Raw genomic sequence first — 22,839 nt, forward strand, 5'->3', positions numbered from 1 at the left:
TCTTACTTCTTCGCCGCTGCTTTTTTAGTCGCCGGCTTTTTGCGTTTTGCCGCGGTACTTTTACTGGAAGCTTCCACTTGCCAGCTGCCATCACGATAAAAAGCGCGCCACCCGGTTGCTTTGCCCTCTTCCTCAGACTGAACGTATTGCTCCTGGGTTTTACGGCTAAATCGAACCACAGTATCCCGCCCATCCGCATCCTGCGTCGGTGCAGAAAAGAGGAAATTGTACTTTGGATCAATTTCACTTTGGTGCGGTAACAACTCTTTTACCAGCGGCGCCCGGGTTTCTCGATTCTTCGGAAACTGGCTGGCCGCCAGAAAAAGACCGGAAGCACCATCTCTCAAAATATAGTGATCTTCCACTTTGATACATGCCAACTCCGGCATGGGAACCGGGTCCATTTTCGGAGGTGCCGCCTGCCCATTTTTTAACAGCTTGCGAGTATTCTTACAGTCTTCATTGGTGCAGCCAAAGTACTTACCGAAGCGCCCCGACTTCAATTGCATATCGCTGCCGCACTTATCACATTCGATAATTGGACCATCGTAACCTTTAATTTTAAAGGTGCCCTGCTCGACAGCATAACCGTTGCAATCAGGGTTATTGCCACAAATGTGCAACTTGCGTTGCTCATCTAGCAGGTAGCTATCCATGGCCGTACCGCACTTGGTACAACGGCGCTTCTCGCGTAGAAGCCTGGACTCGGCTTCTTCGTCCTTGTCCGCGTCCACCGCTTCATCACCTGAAACCAGGTTCATGGTATTGGTACAGCGCTCCTTCGGTGGAAGAGCATAACCGGAACAACCCAGGAACACCCCCGTAGAGCCCGTGCGGATCTGCATATGGCGACCACACTTGTCACACTCAATATCTGTATCGGTGGGCGAGTTGCGGCGCATACCCGCATCGGCTGCTTGGGCTTTTTCCAGACGCCCTGAAAAATCCTGATAGAACTCGTCGAGAAGCTGCTTCCATCCCTTATCCCCCTCAGCAACCGAATCCAAAGACTCTTCCAGATTCGCGGTAAATCCGTAATCCATGAGGTTCTTAAAGCTTTCGCTGAGTCGATCAGTAACAATATCTCCCATCTTCTCCGCGTAAAAACGCCGATTCTCCAGTCGTACGTAACCGCGATCCTGGATGGTGGAAATAATAGAAGCGTAAGTGGACGGACGACCAATACCGCGCTTTTCCAACTCTCTGACCAAGGCCGCTTCACTAAAGCGCGCAGGCGGCTTGGTAAAGTGCTGCTTGGGGTCCAGTTGCTCAAGGGCCAGTTTCTCTCCCACTTTGACATCGGGAAGAAGCAGGTCTTCATCTTTTTTACCGCTCGATGGCGCCACTTTAAGGAAACCGTCGAAACGTATCACCCGGCCTCTGGCACGTAGCTCAAACTCCCCGGCAGTGACCACGATGGCAGTGGAAGTGAACTGAGCCGGCGTCATCTGGCAAGCGACAAATTGTTGCCAGATCAGGTTGTAGAGTCTCTCTGCATCACGTTCCGCACCAGAAAGCATATTGGGTGCGATACGAACATCTGACGGGCGGATCGCTTCGTGCGCCTCTTGCGCGCCTTCTTTACTGCTGTAGCTGTTCGGGCTCTCTGGCAGATACTTATCACCGTAGTTCTCAGAAATATACTCCCGAGCGGAACCCACAGCTTCTTTACTCAGGTTCGTAGAGTCGGTACGCATGTATGTGATATGACCCGCTTCGTACAGGCGCTGGGCCAGAGTCATCGTTTTCTTGACGCTAAAGCCGAGGCGATTACTGGCCGCCTGCTGCAGAGTGGAAGTAATAAACGGGGCACTGGGTTTTGAACTGGTCGGTTTGTCATCACGGCCAGAGACGACGAACTCACTGGACTGCAACTGCTTGGTAGCACTGCTGGCATGAGTTTCATTGACAGGACGGAAAGCTTCGCCGGACTGCTTCTTAACCTCAAGGCATAGCTTGGCTGCCTTTGTGGTTGTCGTATCGGCAAACAGGGTCCAGTACTCTTCTGGTATAAACGCGCGGATTTCCCGCTCCCGCTCTACCAGAAGGCGAACAGCTACAGACTGTACTCGTCCCGCCGAAAGGCCTCGCGCAACTTTCTCCCAGAGTAGTGGCGACACCATATAACCGACGATCCGATCGAGGAAACGACGGGCCTGCTGCGCATTAACACGATTGATATTCAGGCGTCCCGGATCCTTAAAAGCCTCCTGGATAGCAGACTTGGTAATCTCGTTGAAGACCACCCTACGGTAGCGATCGTTGTCACCACCAATCGCTTCTCGCAAGTGCCAGGCGATCGCCTCCCCCTCGCGATCCAAGTCCGTTGCGAGATAAATATGATCGGCACCTTCGGCAAGTCTCTGCAGTTCGCTGACCACTTTTTCTTTGCCAGGCAATATTTCATAGTGCGCCTGCCACTCGTGATCAGGATCAATCCCCATACGCTTGATCAACTGCTCACGATTTTTCTTTCGCTTAAAAGCCTCTTTCGCCTCCGGCGAAAGTTTACGTGTTTCCGCTGCGCGACGAGCGCGCTCCTTTGCGTCAACCGGCTTTTTATTGCCCCCACCTGTGGGCAAATCGCGAATATGACCGACACTGGACTTCACAACAAAGTCCTTGCCGAGATATTTATTGATAGTTTTCGCTTTGGCCGGTGATTCGACGATGACCAGTGATTTACCCATAAGCCTTTGATTTCAAATGAAAATTTACTGCTATTGCAAGTCTTACAAGCCTGCTAATCAGGCTTGCGCTGCGCGAATATATAAGCCTGACTAAGGGCGCGGTCAAGCAATGCTGACAATTTTCCGGTCTCAGTCACTAAAATTAGCACCCATTAGTCTACCGAAATGCGACTTACCAGACGCTATTTTGCACCCCAAACGTCCCCTTAGGACAGCTCCTGAGTCGTCGGGCTGGGCCTCATTTTTCGAATGGCTTCTTCTATTAATGGGGAGTATTTATCCAGTGAAGACATAAGTTTTTGGAAACTTGTATCTCCGCCAGACTCACGCCACTGAACGCCAAGACCGACCTGAGTCGCGGTGATAGCGCAAATATCCCGAGGCAGCTCCCCCAACAGTGCGTGCAAATATTTCCAAGCGTCTTTCGGGGCAGGCTGCCCCTTGGCCCAATCCCATTGCCCGGAAAAATTAAGCTCGTGTTCGATGCGCTGAAGCTCCAGAATCCAGCCTACCTGGAGCCCCTTGGGATTTTGCCAACGGTGATAATAGACAGCGGCTGTGCCATCACCAAGGGCTGCGGGCAACGCTTGGATTTGTACAGTAATACCGGCCCGAGCTGCCTGACTGCGCATGCCGGCAAGGCGGCTGTCACGGGCATTGGGCTTGAGCCACATCACCGGCCCCAGTACCAACACCATGGCAAATCCGATGATAATCACCGGTAACCAATCAGACATAACCACTCCTCATTAGTGGAAAAAAGTGACTATTGTGCTGTGTTCTGCGTGATCTATGTCAATCGGTTTTTTTTACGGTAGACTCAAAATAGGTGTCATCAGGGCGTATTCACTCAGTAAAAATAGGGATAGGAGCAGGCAAACTATGGCGAAATACCAACGTATCCTGGTGGGGTTGGACCTCTCAAAAGAGTCTTCCCAGGTACTCGAGAAAGCTGCGGGCATGGCTGAAGCATTTGGTGCGGAGTTAAGCCTACTCCATGCTATCGAACCGCTGACATTTGCCTATGGCGGCGATATCCCGATGGACCTTTCCGAGGTCCAGGACCAGTTGCAATCCCAGGCCAAGGAACAGCTACAAAAAGCGGCAACCCCGCTGAATATCCCCGCCGATCGACAGCACGTTATCCTCGGCCAACCATCGACAGAAATTCACCGCTTAGCCAAGGATATCGAAGCCGACTTAGTGATTATCGGCAGCCATGGTCGCCACGGCCTGGCGCTCCTCCTCGGCTCCACGGCAAACGGGGTCCTCCACGGAGCAAAGTGCGATGTGCTGGCCATCCGAGTTCATGTGGATGATGAATAATCACCAGCAACAAAGCAGTCATTGTGGTGGCCTAAAGGGCCACCACACCACCATTTACTCGTCCCCACCCTCGAGTTCGGACCAGCGTTCAAATGCCTCTTCCAGCTGAATTTGCCGCTCCGCGAGTGAGTTCAGCTTATCCTGTACCTGTTGCTGTTCCTGCAGATAAAAACCGGGATCAGCGATCTCCTGCTCAATAGCCGATACCCCTTCTTCCAGCGCTTCAATCAATGCGGGAAGGTTATCCAACTCTCTCTGCAGCTTATAGCTCAGCTTCTTTTTCTTTGCTGGCCCAGTATCTTGAACCTTTAGTTTGTCCGTAGGGGAAGTGGCAGCGAGCTTGGTCTCTTTCAACTCGACCGCAAAACTGCCACCTTGGCGCACAAAGTCACCATAACCTCCGACATATTCGCGGACACGCCCCTCTCCTTCAAAGGCTAGGCAAGAGCCAACAACATTATCCAAAAAAGCCCGGTCGTGGCTGACCAGCAAAACCGTGCCGCTGAAATCTAGTAGCAGTTGCTCTAGCAGCTCCAGGGTTTCCACATCCAGATCATTGGTGGGTTCATCGAGTACCAGAATATTCGCCGGCTGGCTGAACAGCTTCGCCAGAAGCGCCCGATTGCGCTCTCCGCCACTCAGCGCACTGACTTTGGTGCGCGCTTTTATCCCACTGAAAAGAAAATCGGACAAATACGACATCACATGACGGCTCTTACCCCCAATAGTGACCGAGTCGCGCCCTTCAGCAACATTATCAAGCACCGTCAAGTCAGGGTTAAGCTGGTCCCTGCGCTGATCAAAATAGGCCACCTGTTGCTTGGTACCCAGGCGCAGGTTTCCGCCCTGAGACTCCAATTCCCCCAACAACAATTTAATCAGAGTACTTTTGCCCACCCCATTAGGGCCAATCAAACCTACCTTGTCTCCACGTAACAACGTGAAAGATAGATCTTTGACCAAGGGTTGCTCGTCCGAGTATGAGAAAGTGACATCGTTTAATTCGGCCACCAACTTCCCTGATATCTCACCGCTATCCAGGGCCATTTTTGCGGTACCCTGCTGGGTTCTGCGCGCCGCTCTCTGGCCACGCAGCGCCTGCAATGATCTTACACGCCCCTCATTACGGGTCCGGCGCGCTTTGATACCCTGGCGAATCCACGTCTCTTCCTGAGCTAGTTTCTTATCAAACAGCGCGTCATTTTTAGCTTCTTCTTCCAGCAGTTTCTCTTTTTCTTCCTTGTAACGGTCAAATTTGCATCGAAAAGTTCGCAAATGCCCACGATCCAGATCCCAGACACTCGTAGCTAAACGCTGCGCCAAAGCGCGATCGTGGCTAACAAACAACAGCGCGCCACGGTAACTGGCGAGGAAATTTTCCAGCCATTCGACTGCTGCAATGTCCAGGTGGTTTGTGGGTTCATCCAGAATCAAGAGATCCGGCTCTACCACCAGCGCTCGAGCGAGCGCTGCACGCCGCTGCCAGCCACCAGAGAGATCGGCAACCCGCTCATCGGCATTCAAGTCGAGCCGATCCAGCACACTATCCACTTTGGGGAGCAACTCCCACGCGTGGGCAGTTTCAATTTTTGCTTGAAGGTCAGCGGCGGGAGACTCCCGGTAGCGAGCCAAAACGGCACCAATGTCCCCCAAACCCGCCGCGACGTAGCCATAGACTGAATCGCTACAATCAGCAGGTAATTCCTGCTCCAAAACCGCTTGAACCAAGCCACTGGCGCGAACAATTTCACCGCCATCTGCATCGACCTTGCCCGCAATCAGACGCAACAGGCTGGACTTCCCCTCACCATTGCGCCCAACCAGGCATATGCGATCACCACGTTCAATTTTTGCGCTGACATTATCTGCCAGTACCTGGGTCCCGTAACGAAGACTGACCCCATCCAATAGAAGCAACATAAATAGGCACTACAATTATCAAACCCGAATCTGATTCCGCTGATGAAAGAAGCGAAATTGACACTATCGGGTTCTGTGAAAAATCAGCTATTTTACGCTTTTTTACCGTGTAGTCAGTCATAGCTGCAAACACATTTGCAACCGAGGTAATTGAGATGTCAGCTGACGCAAAAGGAATCGCGCTTCTTTCCGCCTTACTTATCACCTGCCTCAGCGTCGCAGCCCCCGCTACGACGCAATCTGAGCCGGCCCGAGTCGCCACTTCGAAAGTCTCTGAGGGCGATGACACGAACCTCAGAGAAAAATTGCGCAGGGCGCGACAGGCAATTAACCACAACGACCGACAACAACTACAAAAACTCAAAACAGAATTGAAAGATTACCCGCTGGCCGCCTATATCGACTATTGGTCGATCAGCGAACGGCTACATCGGTTGCCATTAAAAGATGTTGATCAATTTTTGGCTCAAAACAAGGATACAGCCATTGGCGACTGGATGCAGATCCGGTTGCTGCGCCAATTGGGTAATCAAAAACAGTTTGAAACATTTCTGAGGTACTTCCAACCGGCCAAGCATCACCGCGCCTCTCTACGCTGTTACTACGCCAATGCCCTATCCCAGCAGGGTGGTCAACAACCAACTCAGCAATTGATATCCGAACTTTGGCTGGTGGGGCGCTCGCAAGTTAAGGAGTGTGACCCGGTCTTTGCCAAATGGATAAAAGGGGGAGGGTTAACCCAAGAGCTAGCGTGGAAACGCCACTTGCTGGCCATAGAGGCTGACAATCTGGATCTGGCACGTTATATAGCCAAGAAAATGACGCCCTCACAAGCACAGAAAGCGAAACTCTTACAATCTATCCATCGATCCCCCAACAAGCTCCTAACGCACTCAGCGTTCGCTCACAACCCGCTGGAGTACCGCGGTATCGTATTGCACGGGCTCCATCAGCTGGCAAAAAAAGATGCCGGCAAAGCTGAGGCCGCCTGGCACCGCTACCAGGCCAGCTACCTGTTTTCAGATGCTGAACAAGAGACGATGTTTAAGCATCTGGCACAACAGTTCGCGCGACAGGATAATATGCAGCGGCTGCAGCAATTGGTGGAGCACCACGCGGTAACAGGGGCGCGTACCATCGAGTGGCTGGCCCGACAATCCCTGCGCGAGCTGAATTGGCAACAAGTGGCTTTCTGGATCGACCGGTTACCGGTAGAACAACAACAGCTCGACCGCTGGCTCTACTGGAAAGCCCGCTGCCTGGATGAACTATATGGCCAGGGTAGCAGTGAGGCCTCTTCCCACCTGTACCGCAAAGCCGCACGCAATCGCAGCTATTACGGTTTTTTAGCCGCCGATACACTGGGGCAACAATATAGCTTTGAGCACCGCCCAGCCCCGATTACTCCGATCCAGGTACAGGATATGGCTAACCGGCCAGCGCTACTCCGGGCACGCGAACTACAAGCGATTGGTGAGTTATTCCACGCCCGCAGGGAATGGCGCTACGCAACCAAGACAATGGATCATCAGGAATTGTTGGCCGCCGGCAAAGTTGCCAGCGCCTGGGGTTGGTATCACAAGTCCATTCAATCGGTACTCGCTGCTGAATATCTCGACGACCTCGAACTTCGATTCCCTCTCGCCTTTGCCGATATCGTGCACGACGTCAGCAAACAAGTGGGCGCCCAGAGTTCGCCGTTGGAACCCTACCTGATTTATGCGGTGGCACGCCAGGAGAGCCATTTCAGCCACGATGCCAAGTCCAGCTCTGGTGCGCTGGGACTTATGCAACTTCTCCCCTCAACGGCTAAAGCTACAGCCCAGCGGGCGGGTGTGCGCTATCGACGCAGCTGGGATCTACTGAGTCCAAGCACCAATATTGCGCTCGGCAGTTTTTATCTCAGCACGCTGCTAAACCGATTTGACAATAACCGTTTTCTCGCCGCTGCCGCCTACAATGCAGGCCCGACCCGAGTGGCCGGCTGGCTCAAAGAAACTCGCAAACAACTGCCCTACGATGTTTGGATCGAAACTATTCCCTACAAAGAAACTCGCAACTACGTTCAGAATGTACTGGCGTACACAGTGATCTACGCCTATCGAAGCGGTACTAAATTACAATTATTGCGGGAAAACGAAGCGGCGAGCCGGCTATAACTCAATCCAGCCGCGCTTCCAACCAGATCCGCAGCTGCCTTTGATCAAAGGGCCAGCCACACACATCACCCAGATCTCCGAGGCCCACCACGGGAATACGGATGGAAAAGCGCTCCATCAGGGCCTCATCTTCAGCGATATCCACCTCCCGTAGCCGCAGGTTGAACAGTTCCAACTGCGGCCATATTTCCACCTTTGCCTTCTCGCACAGACCGCAGCCCAGTGTGGTGTAGAGTAAAAGCTCTCTGGACTTACTCATCCAAAAACTCCCTGACTGGCACCCCAAAAATATCCGGCAGTACCCAGTGCTGCCACCAGAGTCACCAGAAAAACCTTATTCTTCCCCGAAGGCTTTTCTTTCACCGCCGCCCCATCGCTCACTTTCTTTTGAACTGTATGAGGGACGGTGTCCGCGTCCCCTTGCCCTCCCGCTGCAGATGGAATATTGCGCAAATCAAACTCCGCCAGAGCGGGACGCAAAGCGGTGCGGTTATTGTCATCGGCAGGCCCGACCACAGAAAAACTTAAAGTATCAAAACGCAATTCATCCCCCCTGCGCACTCGACTCTCACTCACTTTTCGGTTATTGATGAAGGTCCCGTTTGCAGAGCCCAGGTCCACTACGAAAAGCAGTCCCTCCCGCACCTCAAGCCGCGCATGCCGCCGGGACAGATGCGAAAGAGAGAAAGCAATATCGCACTCATCAGAGCGCCCGACTACCGAGCTTCCTTTCACTGGAAAAACCTTCCCTGCAATAGCTCGGTGGTTGGCTCGCAAAGCCCAGGCAACACCTTTCGCCGATGAGGGGGTAGGAGCACTGGATTTGAGCTTCACCATTTTGGGGTCAATAACTTTCAATGTGCGGCTACCCACCCTCAATTGGTCATTCACTTTTAATCGACAAGGAGTACCAATTGACTTGCCATTGAGCAAAACACTCGCGTCGCCAGACAAGCTGTAAAGAATTAGGGCATCGCCATCTACAGAGATTTTCAGGTGTGCTTTCGCTATCGAATCATCCGCTATACACAGATCACTACTCTGTGCCCGCCCAACAGTTACGCCCGGAGATACCAGCCAAACGCTTTGGGTCGAATCCTTGATATCACATAGTTTGAGCATCGAAATCGCTCCTAAAGCCAAGAGGGCCAGTACAAGGACTGGCCCGATTATGGAAGACAGTGAGCTTGACTAATGTTAAAAAGCAGCCGGTACACTCACTTTTATCGATAAAGTTGAGTTTATCATGAGCAATATCGTTAGCGTGTGATTCGGTTTGCAGCTTACAATGGCCCAAAGGTCTAGTATTTAACTGATTCAGCGATGACCTATTTTGCGGCCAGCCGTTCTTGTTTGAACCTATCGGTTGCGCGACAGGGAAGAGACGCGTGATTGCCAAGCAATGTGTTATCACCGTCAGAAAGATTAAAATAAATTACAGGTAGTTGCACGCCAGTGAGTGAAGCCAAAGTACGCGAAGTATCGCGGCACAGCGGAACAGTTCAGCACATTAAAAGTGCTACACGCAGTGCCGGTGCCACCCATACCGGCTACAAGCGTGAACAAAACGAAGATGCCTATTGGGCTTCGGAAGACAAAGGTGTCTGGGTTGTAGCTGACGGTTTGGGCGGTCACCATGCGGGTGAACTCGCCAGCAAAACCGTTGTTGAAGAAATTCAGAAGTCGGCAGAAACTGACAGACACTATGAGCGCGCCCTGCAAAAAGCGCACGCTCTCCTGCTCGGGGATGAACAAACCACAGCAAATATGGGGTCTACCGCCGTTGTGGTCGCTGAGGAAGGTGACTATTTTCATATCTACTGGGTTGGCGATAGCCGCGCTTATCTTTGGTCTCCCGAAGTTCAAAACGGAAAGCTCTCGCAGCTCACCAGCGACCACTCCTATGTGCAGATGCTGATGGATTCTGGCGCAATCAATTCCGAAGAAGCTGCTATCCACCCAAACCGGCATGTGATCACGCGATGTATCGGCGGCAGTACAAACCCAAAGCTTGAAGTCGATCGAGTATCCTATCGCTGGGCCACTGGGCAGAGGCTACTTATCTGTAGCGACGGTCTTAGCTCAGAAGTACCAGATGAGGTAATAGCGGGAATATTGGCGGAAAATAGCGATACTCATCAGGCCACCGAACTTCTAATTACCGCCGCTCTGGATGCCGGTGGTAAGGACAACGTAACAATACAAATTATTGACGCCCCGGCCGCAGCCCCTCCCCTCTCCGAATCCTCCCCCCTGCAAGAAAGTGAAACCACTTTTTCCGGCGCTGCCCCCGGCAGTTTCAAGCCTCTTACCTTCTTCCTTGCTGCAGCACTGACCACGGCAGCTATCGTCGGGTTTTTATACCTGCTTTGATACAAGGGAAGCGTTCCATGGAAGTCGTCGATAGCGGTGCCTCCTCGCTACAAATACCCGGCTATCGCATACTCAAAAAGATCAACCAGGGCGGGATGTCTTCTGTCTACCTGGCGATCCAGCGCAGCGTCGGCCGCCAGGTCGCTCTCAAGGTGATGTCCCCGGTACTCAACGCCGACCCAATTTTTAGTGAGCGATTCCAGAGGGAAGCGAATATCGTCGGGCAGCTTTCCCACCCCAACATCGTCGGCATTCATGATATCGGTCGCTATCGCAGTCTCAACTATATCGCTATGGACTTTATGTCCGGGGGATCGGTTTCTGAGTGCCTGGCAAAAGGGGATTTGGAACCTCTAGATGCACTGAATGTAGTGCGGCAGATTGCCATGGCGCTCGACCACTCCCACAGCAAGGGCTACGTACACCGGGACTTGAAACCAGACAATATCCTGTTCCGGGAAGATGGCTCAGCTGTTTTAAGTGATTTTGGCGTTGCCCGAGCCGTAGCTCGCACAACACGTATGACCAGTAGCGGCATGGTTGTGGGAACTCCGCACTATATGAGTCCTGAGCAGGCTCGAGGTACAGCAGTTGATGGTCGCGCAGACCTTTACAGTCTGGGAGTCGTATTCTACGAAATGCTGACGGGTGCTGTGCCCTATCAAGCGGAAGAAGCCGTAGCTATCGCCATCAAGCACCTCACAGACCCGATACCGCGACTACCGGCACGCCATGCCCTGTATCAGCCGCTGATTGATCGCTTCCTTGCCAAAGATCCCGACAAGCGCTTTCAGCGCGGCCTCGACATCGCTGACGCCGCCGACCAGCTAGTAGCAACACTGGCCGGAAAACCGACTCACCCGATTAGCCAGCTCAACAACTCAACGCTGGAAATATCCAGCCTGGCACGAGCCTTGGCGCTAACGATCTACGGCAGTATTACCGACCAGTTCCGTCGGGGCCTGCCTCGGTGGCGAAACACATTGGATAAGGTGCCAAAGGAGCGCAAAGAGCAAGATACCATCGTGCGTCTGCGTCAGTTTTTGGCTGAGCCGACCAAGCACAAGCGCCCATGGCTGACGAGTACTTTAATGATGGCAGGCCTCCTATCTCTGTGGGGGCTACTAAGCATTATCGGCTACCAGTCGGGATGGAAAACAGGGGTGGAGTCTCTCGATAGGGCTGCCGGTTTTACTGCAAGCTCCCTAATCGGAAGCGCCGAAAAACACCCAACAACCCACATCAAAACAGTTGAGGGGCCGGTATCGACCTCACCAACCACTCTCGATGCAGGTGCACAAACCCCAATAAACCTCGGGACCAAGGACCCTGTCACCGGGCCTGAACCCACAATAAATTCTCACACCCCAACCGCAGCCACTCCAATACTAAACAATAGTGAAGCGGAAAATAGCCAAGCACTGGTGGAGGCAGTATCAACAATTAGCGAACCTGCCCTGTCTGCATTGACCGTCATCTCCCAACCGTCCGATACCCGTGTGCGGATCATGAATATTGGCCCACGCTATCACCCGGGAATCAGGCTGGACCCAGGCCGTTACGATATTGAGATCAGCAAACCCGGTTTTACCGCCGTTCGCCAGTGGGTGTCGATTGAACAGGAAGACCTCAAACTGGAGGTTGTACTTAAAAGAGCCTATTTTGTCGGCAAGAAAATTCAGTCAAAACTCATCTCGGGGGGCATGGGGCCCCCTATGATTGTGGTCGGGGCAGGCAGCTTTACCATGGGTAATAACCAGCGCACACTGACAAGCCCCGCCCACCAGGTCCAAATACAGCAGAGCTTTGCCATTTCGTCCCGCGAAATCACTTTTGCCGAGTACGACCGCTTTGCAGAGTCCACTGGCAACCCAAAACCCAGCGATGCCACCTGGGGCCGGGGAGAACGCCCTGTTATCAATGTGAGCTGGCACGATGCGCAAAGGTTTGTAGAGTGGCTATCAAAAGAATCCGGTCAACACTATCGATTGGCCAGTGAAGCGGAATGGGAATACGCGGCCCGCGGAGGCAATACACATCCCTTTTGGTGGGCCTCCAGCGATGCGCGCGGGAAAGCTAATTGCCGCCGGGGCTGCTCCAGCAAATTTAACCGCTTATTCAGTATTTCCACAGCACCGGTTGGACACTACCCAGCGAACCCATTTGGTCTTTTTGACACTGCGGGCAATGTCGCAGAGTGGGTAAACGATTGCTACCAGGCAGGCTATGATCCTTCGAATGCCACCGCTGCACCCTTGATGGTTAGCGGTTGCCAGGTACGCACAGTGAGGGGTGGCTCCATGCGTGACCCATCCAACAGAATCACCTCCGACTACCGAAAAGGTCTCGACCAAACTGCAAGCGCGAAGGATGTTGGCATACGAGTTGTGATGGAACTGACTCAGTAATAGCAAGTCATAATTCAAGCTAGAGCATAAAAGGGAGTTTCTGTGAATAAATTCAAAACTATTGGGCTGGTGCTTTTACTGACAGGCTGTGGTGGCATAAACATAAAAACTAATACCGGTTCATATATTTCCCATAAAGTCAAAACCACCCTGGTAAAGGAGTACACTCTATTAGAAGCGCACCAAAGCGGTGCTTCATTACTCGGTAGCGTTTCATCGACTAGCTGCCAAGCCTCAGCCAAAGATGAAAGACCTAACCAGGAAAGCCTTAATAAATCCCTTAAACTCAAGGTTTATAATCTTGGGGGAAATGGGATTGTTCTAGAGGGCTGCTCAGTGCAAGTTTCAGCCGGCTGCTTAAAATTTCTCGAATGTCATGGCTTGGCTTACCAGATTCCTGACCGAAATCAGCATCATGACGCGAGTAACAAGCCCCCTACAAATGTCACGGCATTTTAGCCTTCTAGCGGTAACGAAAAGGTCTTCTGCAAGCCCTGTCAGGCACGTATCCGCAAACTCTCCGCGAGTATTTAAAGTCTGATTTATGGCCTGGACATCGCTGTTCGGGCTGCCTGCAGAAAATCACCCTCTCAACAGCCCGCTAAGCAATGGCTGAGAGCATCGTCAAATCCTCCCAGCCAAACGCAATGTCATTTCTATTGACTATTTATTCCGCAGCTCCCAAACATTGTGGATTCTCGGATTGCGCTGGAAGTCCTTATCCAGAAGGTTCAGCTTTTCCACCTCAAATTCGCTTGAAATTTCTTCACCCATCTTAAAGCTGCGCAGGTTATTGGAAAATACCAAGCGCCCTCTGGGCGCCAACAGGCGCATACACTGTCGAATTAAAGTGGCGTGGTCCCGCTGAATATCCAACACACCACGCATTTTGGCGGAATTTGAAAAGCTGGGCGGGTCCAAGAAAATTAAATCGTAGTGCCTTTTTCTGTTTTGTTGTGCGGACTCGAGCCACTGCAGACAGTCTGCTTCCACCAACTGGTGACGATAGGGATCCATTCCATTTGCACGGTAATTCCGCGCAGCCCAACTCTGATAAGTTCGGGACATGTCCACGCTGATACTCTGCTTGCAGCCGCCGAGCGCCGCTTGTACAGTTGCGCTCGCGGTATAACAGAAAAGATTTAGGAAGTTCTTACCCGAGGAAATGTCTCGAAGGTATTTGCGTACAGGACGATGGTCTAAAAATAGCCCGGTATCCAAGTAACTCCACAAATCTACTTCCAGCTCCGCGCCATACTCTCCTACCAAGAACCCGGGCCTGGTATCCGCCTGCTTTTGGTATTGCCCCACCCCCTTGTTGACAGCTTTGTGGCTGTGTCGGCGACGCTCTTTGATACTGATATTAGCTCTAGGTATCTCGACGACTGACTGCAGTGCCCGTAAAAGATCACGCAAGCGACCACGTGCCTTGTCCTCTTCAATCGTGGCCGGCGGACGGTATTCCTGCAGATGTGCATAGAGATCACCATCCAGGGATTTGTAAAGGTCGATAGCAGCGGCATACTCCGGCAGGTCGGCATCGTAGAGACGATAGCAGTCAACCCCCGCTCGCCCTGCCCACTTCCCGGTGGTACGCAGATTTTTGCGCAGGCGATTCGCCACCATTTCAGCTTCCGGGGAAAGCCTGACCTCCATAGTACCAATTGCTGATGTTTCAGCTTGAGTACGAACCTGGAACAACAACAGCTGGCTGGGAATGCTGCCATTGTATAACTGGTATTGTTTGTGGGAGCGCAACCCCGTGGCATAACCCAACTCTGGGTTGCCAGTGAGAACCCCTACAGACCAGCCAGGAAACTCAAGTTTCAGCTGCCGTCCCAATTCAAAATAAGTTTCCCGCAAAGCTTCTTGTTCACCCAAGCGCTCACCGTAGGGGGGGTTGGTCAAAACCAATCCCGTTTTCACCTCTCGATGGCTCGGCACCTTGAAAGTTGCCACTGGGCGACAGCTCACTCGGACGTGGCGCTCAACTCCAGCCCGAGCAATATTGGCCTCTGCGGCAAACAGAACCTTTGCATCAGCATCGTAGCCGCGAATTTCCGGCAACGCTCGGGCAAGGCCTTCCCCTTGGCGCTGTAAAGCTTCCTCGCGCAACTCACTCCAGATATCACTCTGATGGTTCAGCCATCGCTCAAAGCCAAAGCTATCCCGCGTCAAGCCTGGGGCCATATCAGCAGCCATCATCGCGGCTTCAATCAGGATGGTGCCCGAGCCACACATGGGATCGAGCAGCGCCCCCCCGGCCTCAGCGACCTTTGGCCAACCGCTGCGTATCAACAGCGCTGCAGCCAAATTTTCCTTCAGAGGGGCCGCACCAATATGGGTCCGATAACCGCGACGATGCAAACTATCACCACTCAAATCAATAGCAATATCGAGTTTATCGCGATGCAGACGGAAAGCGACCGTGAGATCCGGGTGATGCTTTTCGATACTTGGCCTCGTGCCGGATTGGCGGCGCAAGCGATCCACAATGGCGTCCTTCGCTTTTTGGGCGCCGAACTGGCTATTGCGAATTTCCCCATTAGTGCCGGAAAATTGCAGCCAGAGCTTCCCTGACGGGCGCACATGTAATTCCCACGGCTGACTAGCGACAGCTTCGTAAAGATCCTCCGCAGAGGAAACATGAATTTGCGCCAGGCGCAACAGTATACGATTGGCCAGGCGGCTCCACAGGCAGCACCGGTAGGCCAATTTCAACGACCCGGTAAAGTACACCGCCGCAGGCTGCTCCCTTACAGATTCCGCTCCCAGGTCGCGTAATTCAGCGGCAAGTAAGCCTTCTATTCCCTTTGGGCAGGTAGCGGTAAACTCTAATTCTTCTGGTTGTAAATCTGTCAAAACATTCACTCATCAAATGCCTCCAGAGGAGGAAACTTTTACGCCCTCCGGGTATTCCCGGATATGGCTCCGCCTCCCATCAATAGGGAAGTTCGCGTCACCATTACGTACCAATAAAAACTTAAGGCGCGTAAATAGGCGGGGCTTTCATCGCTCGTTTGTGGCAACTGAGCCCTAGGCCCTTGCCAAAAAGGGGGACGATTATCCCACTTTGTGACCTGAGAGAATACGCCCAAGCCACCGAATACCTTGTGCCCCTGCAGTCATATTGCTGACTTACCCTGGAATCGCCACCGATATTTTCCGATTACTCCCCCCCCCACAGTATTCTTTTAATAGATAGGGCCGGACCGGCCAGGTCAAACCGGCATTTCCTTCACTAAAATCAATGGGAGACACCTAAAAATAGAACCGGTTGATAACCTACCGATAAACCGTCCACAGATCGACAAAGTAGAGGTGCCATATACGATGAAACGCCAAAAACGCAATCACGCCGACAGGGCATTTTACAAGGGCTATTTGGCAGCCCTGAACAACAAGTCTATGGACAGTTGCCCATTTGTCGAAAATGATCCCCACCAGGAGTGGATCAATGGTTGGCGTGAGGGGCGGGAAGATTACTGGAATGGCTTCGACAGAGTGACCAAGGCGCAAAAACTGGAAATCTATGGCGCCATTTCCACCGATATTCAGTACCCAGACGGTTGGAGTACTATTTAGGAATATACCCGGGACCTCTTCTAAGAGGTCCCGGGATACCGATAGCAGCTCACAGACAGCAAAGCCGGTTTCACCTAGCCATCGCTGGAGGAGCGCCGTCGCTCCAAAGAGATCGCTTCAGCTGCCTCATGGATTAACTGCGGGCCTTTATAGATAAACCCGGTGTACACCTGCACCGCTGTTGCCCCAGCGCGAATCTTTTCAGCTGCACTGTCCCCGTCGAAAATACCACCAACACCAATAATTGGTATCTGCTTACCCAATTCTGTTGAAAGTTGCGCTATCACCCTGGTGGACTGCTCCTGCAATGGCTTACCACTGAGACCGCCCTCCTCCCCACCATGAGGCTGGTTAGCCACAGAGGACTTATCAATCGTGGTATTGGTCGCTATAACACCATCAATATCGTATTCACAGAGCGCTTCAGCGATTTGTGCCACCGCATCGCCCTCCATATCTGGCGCAATTTTCACCGCTACCGGTACATAGCGGTCGTTCTTTTGCGCCAGAGCCAATTGCTTTTCTTTGATACTACACAGCAGGCGATTGAGGCTTTCACCAAATTGCAGATCGCGCAGCCCCTTGGTATTGGGAGAAGACACATTGGCCGTGATGTAATCGGCATAACCATAGACCTTCTCCATACACAGGCAGTAATCATCTGCCGCCTTTTCCACCGGCGTATCGAAGTTTTTGCCGACATTAATACCCAACACACCATTGTAGCGACGCTTCTTGACACGCTGTACCAGATAGTCAACACCGTGATTATTAAAGCCCATACGGTTGATAATCGCATCGGCCTCTTCCAACCGGAACATCCGCGGCAGCGGATTGCCGGGCTGTGGTCTCGGCGTGACGGTGCCAACTTCAACAAACCCGAATCCGAGGGCGCCAAAACCGTTAAAAGCCTGCGCATTCTTATCCAGACCTGCGGCTAACCCTATAGGGTTTGGCAGGGTGAGCCCCATCAGTTCAACAGGATCATCTGGCACAGACCTCCTGTAGAGAGACATCAGGCCGAGGCGCTCGGCAGCACCGATTGCATCGATCGACAAGTGATGAGCCCGCTCAGGGTCAAGCGCAAATAAGGCTTTACGCAGTGTTGAATACATACCTTTCCTTACATGGGGCGAACCCTCCAGCCAGCATGAAGGGTTCTCTGTTGTCGTAACGGTACTCTAGGGGCTGACTTTCAACCCCTCGGCTTATGCGCCGGTACTATTCTGCCAGGCTTTCGCGGTCAACCGTCGCATGGGCGAGATACATTAACTCGCGCAAGGCAACCGTAAACATGGCGAAATCACTGACAGAAGCAGATTTCAATTCAGAAATCATATTGTGCCAGCGTTGAATTGCCTGCGCCATGATAGCGCTCCAGCGAGACATTGCACTCTCTACATCGAGATTCTCAGCCTTACCTAATCGGAGGATATTCACAGCCAGAGTCGACAACTGACTGTCCAAGTCATCCATGCTGGTCTCCCTAGCCTGAGCCTGCCAGAAACTGTCGACCGGCAAATCAACAATAAGATTGCCGAACCAGTGCAGGTTCAATTCATCAGAAAGTCGGAAATAAACGGTCGCAACCTCCTCCACAGGCGTATCACTGGCCCGCGCCGACTCTGAAATACCCAACGCAGAGTAGAGATAAGTTGGGGAGGCCGACAACATTGCCAGGGACTCGGGCACTCCCGCTTCCAGCAGTTTTTGGTAGCGCAGCTCCCATTCGGTCAGGGGCTCCCCACTCAACACCTGGGGCAGTGCCTTGATCACCCGCTGTACGGGCTGCTGGAACAGCTCGCAGTTCTGTGCCGGCTCCAGGTCATTACGTCGATTACGCAGGAACCAGCGGGTTGCGCGACGTACCCGGCCAATCATTGAGTTCAGTAGTTCAGTCTGTAACTCCGCCGGCACTTTGTAATCCAAAGCACCCAGCTGTTGCTGGAAATCATACATTTTGTAGACATCGCGGGCACTGATATAGGCAGCAGTCACATCGTTAACATCAGCACCGGTTGCTGTACTGATGCGGCTGTAGAAAGTGATCCCCATGCTGTTGACCATTTCGTTGGCGACCTGGGTTGCCACAATCTGGCGCCGCAGCGGGTGCTCGTAGACCTGATCGTGATAACGCCCCACCAACTTGGCCGGAAAGGCGGACTCTACCGCATGGCGCACTCTCTCATTGTCAGTGATTTGAGCACCCTGTAATTCCTCTTTCAGCTTCACCTTAACGTAAGAAATCAATACCGAGAGTTCGGGCCGAGTAAGGGACTGGCCCTTGTGCACGCGCTCTGAAATCTGGTCATTATCTGGGATAAACTCCAAAGCCCGGTTCAGACGACCGTCATCTTCGAGCGTGTTGATAGTCCGGCGGTATTCATCCAAACGTTTGGAAACCTGGTACTCCGCCACGCTGAGCGCACAGGTCTGCTCGTAATTGTTATGCAATACCAACTCGCCCACAGCATCCGTCATTCCGTCGAGGAGTTCATTGCGCTGCTTTTCGGTAAGATCGCCATTAGCAACCACCTTATCCAGTAAAATCTTGATATTAACCTCATGGTCAGAACAGTCGACCCCTGCGGCATTATCAATAAAGTCCGTGTTACAACGCCCACCATTCAAAGCGAACTCGATTCGCCCGCGCTGGGTCATACCCAGATTGCCGCCCTCACCGAAGACTTTGGTACGCAACTCACGGCCATCCACGCGCAAATGGTCATTGGACTTATCGCCCACCTCAGAGTCGGTTTCAGTCGTTGCCTTCACATAGGTGCCGATACCGCCATTCCAGATCAGGTCCACGGGAGCCCGCAACAACGCGCTAATCAACTCATTGGGGTTGAGCTGATTTTGCTTGATATCAAAAGCCTCTTTCATTTCCGACGTGATCGCGATTGCCTTCGCACGACGCTCGAAGATACCGCCACCCTTGGAGATCAACTTGCGCTCGTAATCTCTCCAGCTTGAACGTGGCAGCTCAAACAGGCGCTGGCGCTCCTTGAAACTGGATTCCACATCGGGATTCGGGTCAATAAAAATATGCAGGTGATTAAAAGCCGCCTTCAAGCAAATATGTTCAGACAGCAACATGCCATTGCCAAAAACATCACCTCCCATATCGCCAATACCGATTACTGAGAAGTTCTCTTTCTGGACATCCACCCCCATTTCGCGGAAGTGGCGCTGCACAGACACCCAGGCACCACGGGCAGTAATACCCATTTTCTTGTGATCGTAACCCTGGCTGCCTCCAGAGGCGAAGGCATCTCCCAACCAAAAACCATATTCTGCGGCGATACCATTGGCCATATCAGAGAAAGTCGCCGTACCTTTGTCAGCGGCTACCACCAGATAGGGGTCGTCCTCATCCCGGCGCACCACATACTTGGGCGGCACCACCTCACCATCTTTGAGGTTATCGGTAATATCCAAAAGTCCGCGAATAAAAGTTTTATAGCAGGCAATGCCCTCATCCATCATGGCTTCGCGACTGCCATCAGCCGGCGGTCGGCGTACCACGAATCCACCTTTTGCTCCGCTCGGCACAATTACCGCATTTTTTACCGCTTGGGCTTTGACCAGTCCCAGCACTTCTGTGCGGAAATCCTCCAATCGATCAGACCAGCGCAAGCCTCCACGGGCGACTTTACTGCCACGCAGGTGCACACCTTCGACTCGCGGGGAGTACACAAAAATCTCGAACTCTGGACGCGGTTCGGGGATACCGGGAATATTCCGCGGACTGAATTTAATGGAGATGTAATCCTTGGGCTGGCCTTCTTCATCCACCTGGAAGAAATTGGTGCGCAGCGTCGCCAGGATTAACTCCATATAGCGGCGCAACACCAGGTCTTCGTTCAGGTTATCAACTGCATCCAGGCCGTCGTGAATTTTTGCAATCAGCCGCTCCACACGCGGCTGCTCTTGTTTACCCGTGCTGAGGCGCGGATCAAACATTGCCCGGAACAGGGCCACCAGATTGCGGGTAAGATCCACATGGTTGGCCAGGGTAGCAGCAATATAACTCTGACTGGCGCCGGATTTCGTTTGCTTTAAATAGCGCGCATAGGCGCGGAGCATGGAAACTTCCCGCCAGTTAAGGCGAGCAGCCAATACCAAGCGGTTAAACGCGTCACTTTCTGCAGTGTGATTCCAGATCGCCGCGAAAGCGTCCTGGAATAAACCACGGGAAGCCTGGGCATCAATTTTGGTAGGTAGACCAAATTCCAGATGAAACTCGTGCATCCACACATCGGTATAGCCTCGGGGGCGAATGGTATAGGGGAACTCGCCGATGACCCGCAGGCCCAGATTTTCCAGTACCGGAATCACATCGGAAAGCGTGAGCCCGCTACCCCAATTAAATACCTTAAAGCGCAGACTACCCTGGGCTGCTCCTACCGGCTGGTAGAAACTCATTGCCACCCGGTTATTTTCATTCAGGCCCTGAACCGCTGCGACATCCTGCACCGCAATTCGGGGTTCAAAGTCCTCGCGATACCCTGCAGGAAAGGCGCGTCCAAAAGTCCGATAAAGGCGACTGCCTTCTTCTTCCCCGCTATTTTCAATCAGCGATCTTTGAAAAACATCTTCCCAGGAGCGGGTAATATCCACAATTTGCGCCTCCAGCAGCGCGACATCTAAATCGACAGACTCATCGGGTGATACGCGGAAAACAAAATGCACCCGCGCGAGAATGGACTCAGAAAAGAAAGTAGTGAAATCTGAGTCCTTCGCATTTATCGCTTTGGCAATATGTGCACAAATCAACTCACGCACATCACTGTTAAACAATTCACGTGGTACATACACCGTGGCAGTCACAAACTTGCCAAAGGGATCGCGGCGCATAAATAGGCGAATATGTGCCCTCTCATTCAGAAGAAGCACCCCCATCACCACATCGAACAGCTCTTTGGTACTGCCCTGAAACAGCTCATCCCGAGGAAAAGTGTCCAGAATACGGCGTAACGCCTTACCGTCGTGCCCCTGCCCTGAGAGGCCACTGGATTCAATAATCGAAGCCATCTTACGGCGAATAATCGGTATCTTGGCCGGGCTCTCGGTATAAACTGGCGAGGTATAAAGCCCCATAAATGCTGCCTCACCAATCACTTCGCCATCAATGTTGTAACGCTTGATCATGACGTAGTCGGAATAGGCTGTGCGATGTACTCGCGATTTAACCGAAGACTTGGCAAATGTCAGGTAGTTGGGCCCCTGATAAAAGCGTTGTTTTCCTTCACTAAAAGCGGTTTCCAGCATCGGCGCCGCTTCTTCCAGCTTTTTAAAAATACCGAGACGGCGATCCTCCACCTCATTGAGAATTTTCTTGTCACCTACAACACTGAATTCATATTCGCGATAGCCGAGGAAGGTAAAATTCCCATCGCGCATCCACTGCAGAAACGCACATGCTTCCAACAAATTGGTATCTTCATCGGGAAGGCCCGCCTGCAGTTGTCCCTCCATGGCGCTACAAGTTTCAAGCATCGGGACATAATCATCGACAATCAACTCTGCATCACCCAATACGTCCTTGAGCCCAGTCATTAACCCCGAGGCAAATTCCGACGAAGTGTCGTGATTAATCTCGACATAGATCATCGCTTCATTGGTGATGCTCTGCCCTTTTTTCGACGTCTCATCTCCCAACGGTTCCGAATGCGACGGTAGGAGATTGATTAACTTCCCACGAGCATTGCGCTCAATTCGTACAACAGTACTTTTTATGGAGTGAATCACCGTATTGCGGCGGTTGATCTCCATTCGAATGGAGTCCACCAAAAAAGGCATATCCCTCTGCAACACACCGATTACGGTATGCGAGCACTGCCAGCCGTCATCCTCCAGACGGGGATTAAACACCTTGACCTTGGGCAGCCCACCAGGGCGCTGCTGAATAAAGTTCCACCAGGTGTATATGCAGCCATAGACATCGACAAGACGACGACCAGCCAGATCCTCTAGGGGGTACTGATTCAGAAACTGCTGGGCAAAAGCCACGACGGGCTCAGCTTCGCAGGTCAACTTGTCGCGAATCAGTTCGCTTATTTGCGTCACTAATTCATCACGGCTGTCGGTAATTACCGTCGCCATATTCACGGGGAACCTCCCAATCTCATTTTTGTCACATCGAATCCAAAGACACTAGATCCGAAAAGGTCATCATCTCACCCCATACACAGCTGCAGGAGTGAGTCCTAAAAATTACACTTTTACTTAGGTGTTGAGGGGAAGCCCGTTCCACCTCAGAATCAAGTCGGTTCACCAGAGACCTCAGGCTCAACAGTTGCCTCTTCATCTGGTGCCGCTAAAATCAACAGTCTCCACCTCTTGGGTGGCGACTATATATAGATGGTAGAAAGC

General features: G+C 52.3%; 14 protein-coding genes. 6 read left to right on the forward strand and 8 right to left on the reverse strand.

The features are described from left to right. Window positions 1-2: 2 nt before the first annotated feature. Window positions 3-2,690: a type I DNA topoisomerase gene (gene topA, locus MO867_RS04110; RefSeq protein ID WP_252464874.1), complete on the reverse strand. Its 2,688-nt coding sequence runs from the start codon at window positions 2,688-2,690 to the stop codon at window positions 3-5. Window positions 2,691-2,896: 206 nt separating this feature from the next. Next, window positions 2,897-3,427, reverse strand: a complete 531-nt coding sequence (locus MO867_RS04115) for a hypothetical protein (RefSeq protein WP_252464876.1) — start codon at window positions 3,425-3,427, stop codon at window positions 2,897-2,899. Window positions 3,428-3,572: 145 nt separating this feature from the next. On the opposite strand from MO867_RS04115, the gene MO867_RS04120 reads away from it, so the two are divergent. Next, the gene (locus MO867_RS04120; RefSeq protein ID WP_252464878.1) at window positions 3,573-4,016 is read left to right on the forward strand and encodes a universal stress protein; all 444 of its coding nucleotides are present in this window, start codon (window positions 3,573-3,575) and stop codon (window positions 4,014-4,016) included. A gap of 54 nt (window positions 4,017-4,070) precedes the next feature. On the opposite strand, the gene MO867_RS04125 is transcribed toward MO867_RS04120, so the two are convergent. Next, on the reverse strand, window positions 4,071-5,936 hold the full coding sequence (locus tag MO867_RS04125; protein ID WP_252464880.1) for an ATP-binding cassette domain-containing protein: 1,866 nt from the start codon (window positions 5,934-5,936) through the stop codon (window positions 4,071-4,073). A gap of 155 nt (window positions 5,937-6,091) precedes the next feature. Here MO867_RS04125 and MO867_RS04130 point away from each other — a divergent pair, with 155 nt between their 5' ends. Beyond that, the gene (locus tag MO867_RS04130; protein WP_252464882.1) at window positions 6,092-8,095 is read left to right on the forward strand and encodes a transglycosylase SLT domain-containing protein; all 2,004 of its coding nucleotides are present in this window, start codon (window positions 6,092-6,094) and stop codon (window positions 8,093-8,095) included. A gap of 1 nt (window position 8,096) precedes the next feature. Here MO867_RS04130 and MO867_RS04135 read toward each other — a convergent pair whose 3' ends face one another. Next, window positions 8,097-8,354, reverse strand: coding sequence for a glutaredoxin family protein (locus MO867_RS04135; protein ID WP_252464883.1), 258 nt, complete (start codon window positions 8,352-8,354; stop codon window positions 8,097-8,099). Beyond that, the gene (locus MO867_RS04140) at window positions 8,351-9,217 is read right to left on the reverse strand and encodes an FHA domain-containing protein (RefSeq protein WP_252464885.1); all 867 of its coding nucleotides are present in this window, start codon (window positions 9,215-9,217) and stop codon (window positions 8,351-8,353) included. Before MO867_RS04140 ends, MO867_RS04135 begins: the two co-directional genes overlap by 4 nt. 333 nt (window positions 9,218-9,550) lie before the next feature. On the opposite strand from MO867_RS04140, the gene MO867_RS04145 reads away from it, so the two are divergent. The 3 genes from MO867_RS04145 to rcsF are packed head-to-tail and all read left to right on the forward strand — an operon-like array spanning window position 9,551 to window position 13,335. Beyond that, window positions 9,551-10,468, forward strand: coding sequence for a PP2C family protein-serine/threonine phosphatase (locus MO867_RS04145; protein ID WP_252464887.1), 918 nt, complete (start codon window positions 9,551-9,553; stop codon window positions 10,466-10,468). A 17-nt stretch (window positions 10,469-10,485) separates the two neighbouring features. Further along, entirely contained in the window at window positions 10,486-12,876 is a 2,391-nt protein-coding gene (locus MO867_RS04150; RefSeq protein WP_252464889.1) for a bifunctional serine/threonine-protein kinase/formylglycine-generating enzyme family protein, read from the forward strand. Window positions 12,877-12,918: 42 nt separating this feature from the next. Then, window positions 12,919-13,335, forward strand: coding sequence for an Rcs stress response system protein RcsF (gene rcsF, locus MO867_RS04155; protein ID WP_252464891.1), 417 nt, complete (start codon window positions 12,919-12,921; stop codon window positions 13,333-13,335). Window positions 13,336-13,539: 204 nt separating this feature from the next. Here the strand turns inward: rcsF and rlmKL are convergent, their stop codons facing one another. After that, window positions 13,540-15,747 (reverse strand): bifunctional 23S rRNA (guanine(2069)-N(7))-methyltransferase RlmK/23S rRNA (guanine(2445)-N(2))-methyltransferase RlmL, encoded by a 2,208-nt coding sequence (gene rlmKL / locus MO867_RS04160; protein ID WP_252464893.1) that lies wholly within the window; start codon window positions 15,745-15,747, stop codon window positions 13,540-13,542. 462 nt (window positions 15,748-16,209) lie between these two features. On the opposite strand from rlmKL, the gene rmf reads away from it, so the two are divergent. Continuing rightward, complete coding sequence (rmf, locus tag MO867_RS04165) at window positions 16,210-16,461, forward strand: ribosome modulation factor (RefSeq protein ID WP_252464894.1); 252 nt, start codon at window positions 16,210-16,212, stop codon at window positions 16,459-16,461. A gap of 74 nt (window positions 16,462-16,535) precedes the next feature. On the opposite strand, the gene MO867_RS04170 is transcribed toward rmf, so the two are convergent. Further along, window positions 16,536-17,576 carry a quinone-dependent dihydroorotate dehydrogenase gene (locus tag MO867_RS04170; protein ID WP_252464896.1) on the reverse strand — a complete coding sequence of 347 codons (1,041 nt, stop codon included), beginning with the start codon at window positions 17,574-17,576 and terminating at the stop codon, window positions 16,536-16,538. A gap of 106 nt (window positions 17,577-17,682) precedes the next feature. Next, window positions 17,683-22,569, reverse strand: a complete 4,887-nt coding sequence (locus MO867_RS04175) for an NAD-glutamate dehydrogenase (RefSeq protein ID WP_252464935.1) — start codon at window positions 22,567-22,569, stop codon at window positions 17,683-17,685. Window positions 22,570-22,839 lie beyond the last annotated feature (270 nt).

This window comes from Microbulbifer okhotskensis, assembly GCF_023895975.1.
Classification (GTDB): domain Bacteria; phylum Pseudomonadota; class Gammaproteobacteria; order Pseudomonadales; family Cellvibrionaceae; genus Microbulbifer; species Microbulbifer okhotskensis.

Excerpts from the sequence above, each read along its gene's own strand:
- topA (WP_252464874.1), bottom strand. The coding sequence starts at position 2,690 with ATGGGTAAATCACTGGTCATCGTCGAATCACCGGCCAAAGCGAAAACT.
- MO867_RS04115 (WP_252464876.1), bottom strand. The coding sequence starts at position 3,427 with ATGTCTGATTGGTTACCGGTGATTATCATCGGATTTGCCATGGTGTTG.
- MO867_RS04120 (WP_252464878.1), top strand. The coding sequence starts at position 3,573 with ATGGCGAAATACCAACGTATCCTGGTGGGGTTGGACCTCTCAAAAGAG.
- MO867_RS04125 (WP_252464880.1), bottom strand. The coding sequence starts at position 5,936 with ATGTTGCTTCTATTGGATGGGGTCAGTCTTCGTTACGGGACCCAGGTA.
- MO867_RS04130 (WP_252464882.1), top strand. The coding sequence starts at position 6,092 with ATGTCAGCTGACGCAAAAGGAATCGCGCTTCTTTCCGCCTTACTTATC.
- MO867_RS04135 (WP_252464883.1), bottom strand. The coding sequence starts at position 8,354 with ATGAGTAAGTCCAGAGAGCTTTTACTCTACACCACACTGGGCTGCGGT.
- MO867_RS04140 (WP_252464885.1), bottom strand. The coding sequence starts at position 9,217 with ATGCTCAAACTATGTGATATCAAGGATTCGACCCAAAGCGTTTGGCTG.
- MO867_RS04150 (WP_252464889.1), top strand. The coding sequence starts at position 10,486 with ATGGAAGTCGTCGATAGCGGTGCCTCCTCGCTACAAATACCCGGCTAT.
- rmf (WP_252464894.1), top strand. The coding sequence starts at position 16,210 with ATGAAACGCCAAAAACGCAATCACGCCGACAGGGCATTTTACAAGGGC.
- MO867_RS04170 (WP_252464896.1), bottom strand. The coding sequence starts at position 17,576 with ATGTATTCAACACTGCGTAAAGCCTTATTTGCGCTTGACCCTGAGCGG.
- MO867_RS04175 (WP_252464935.1), bottom strand. The coding sequence starts at position 22,569 with ATGGCGACGGTAATTACCGACAGCCGTGATGAATTAGTGACGCAAATA.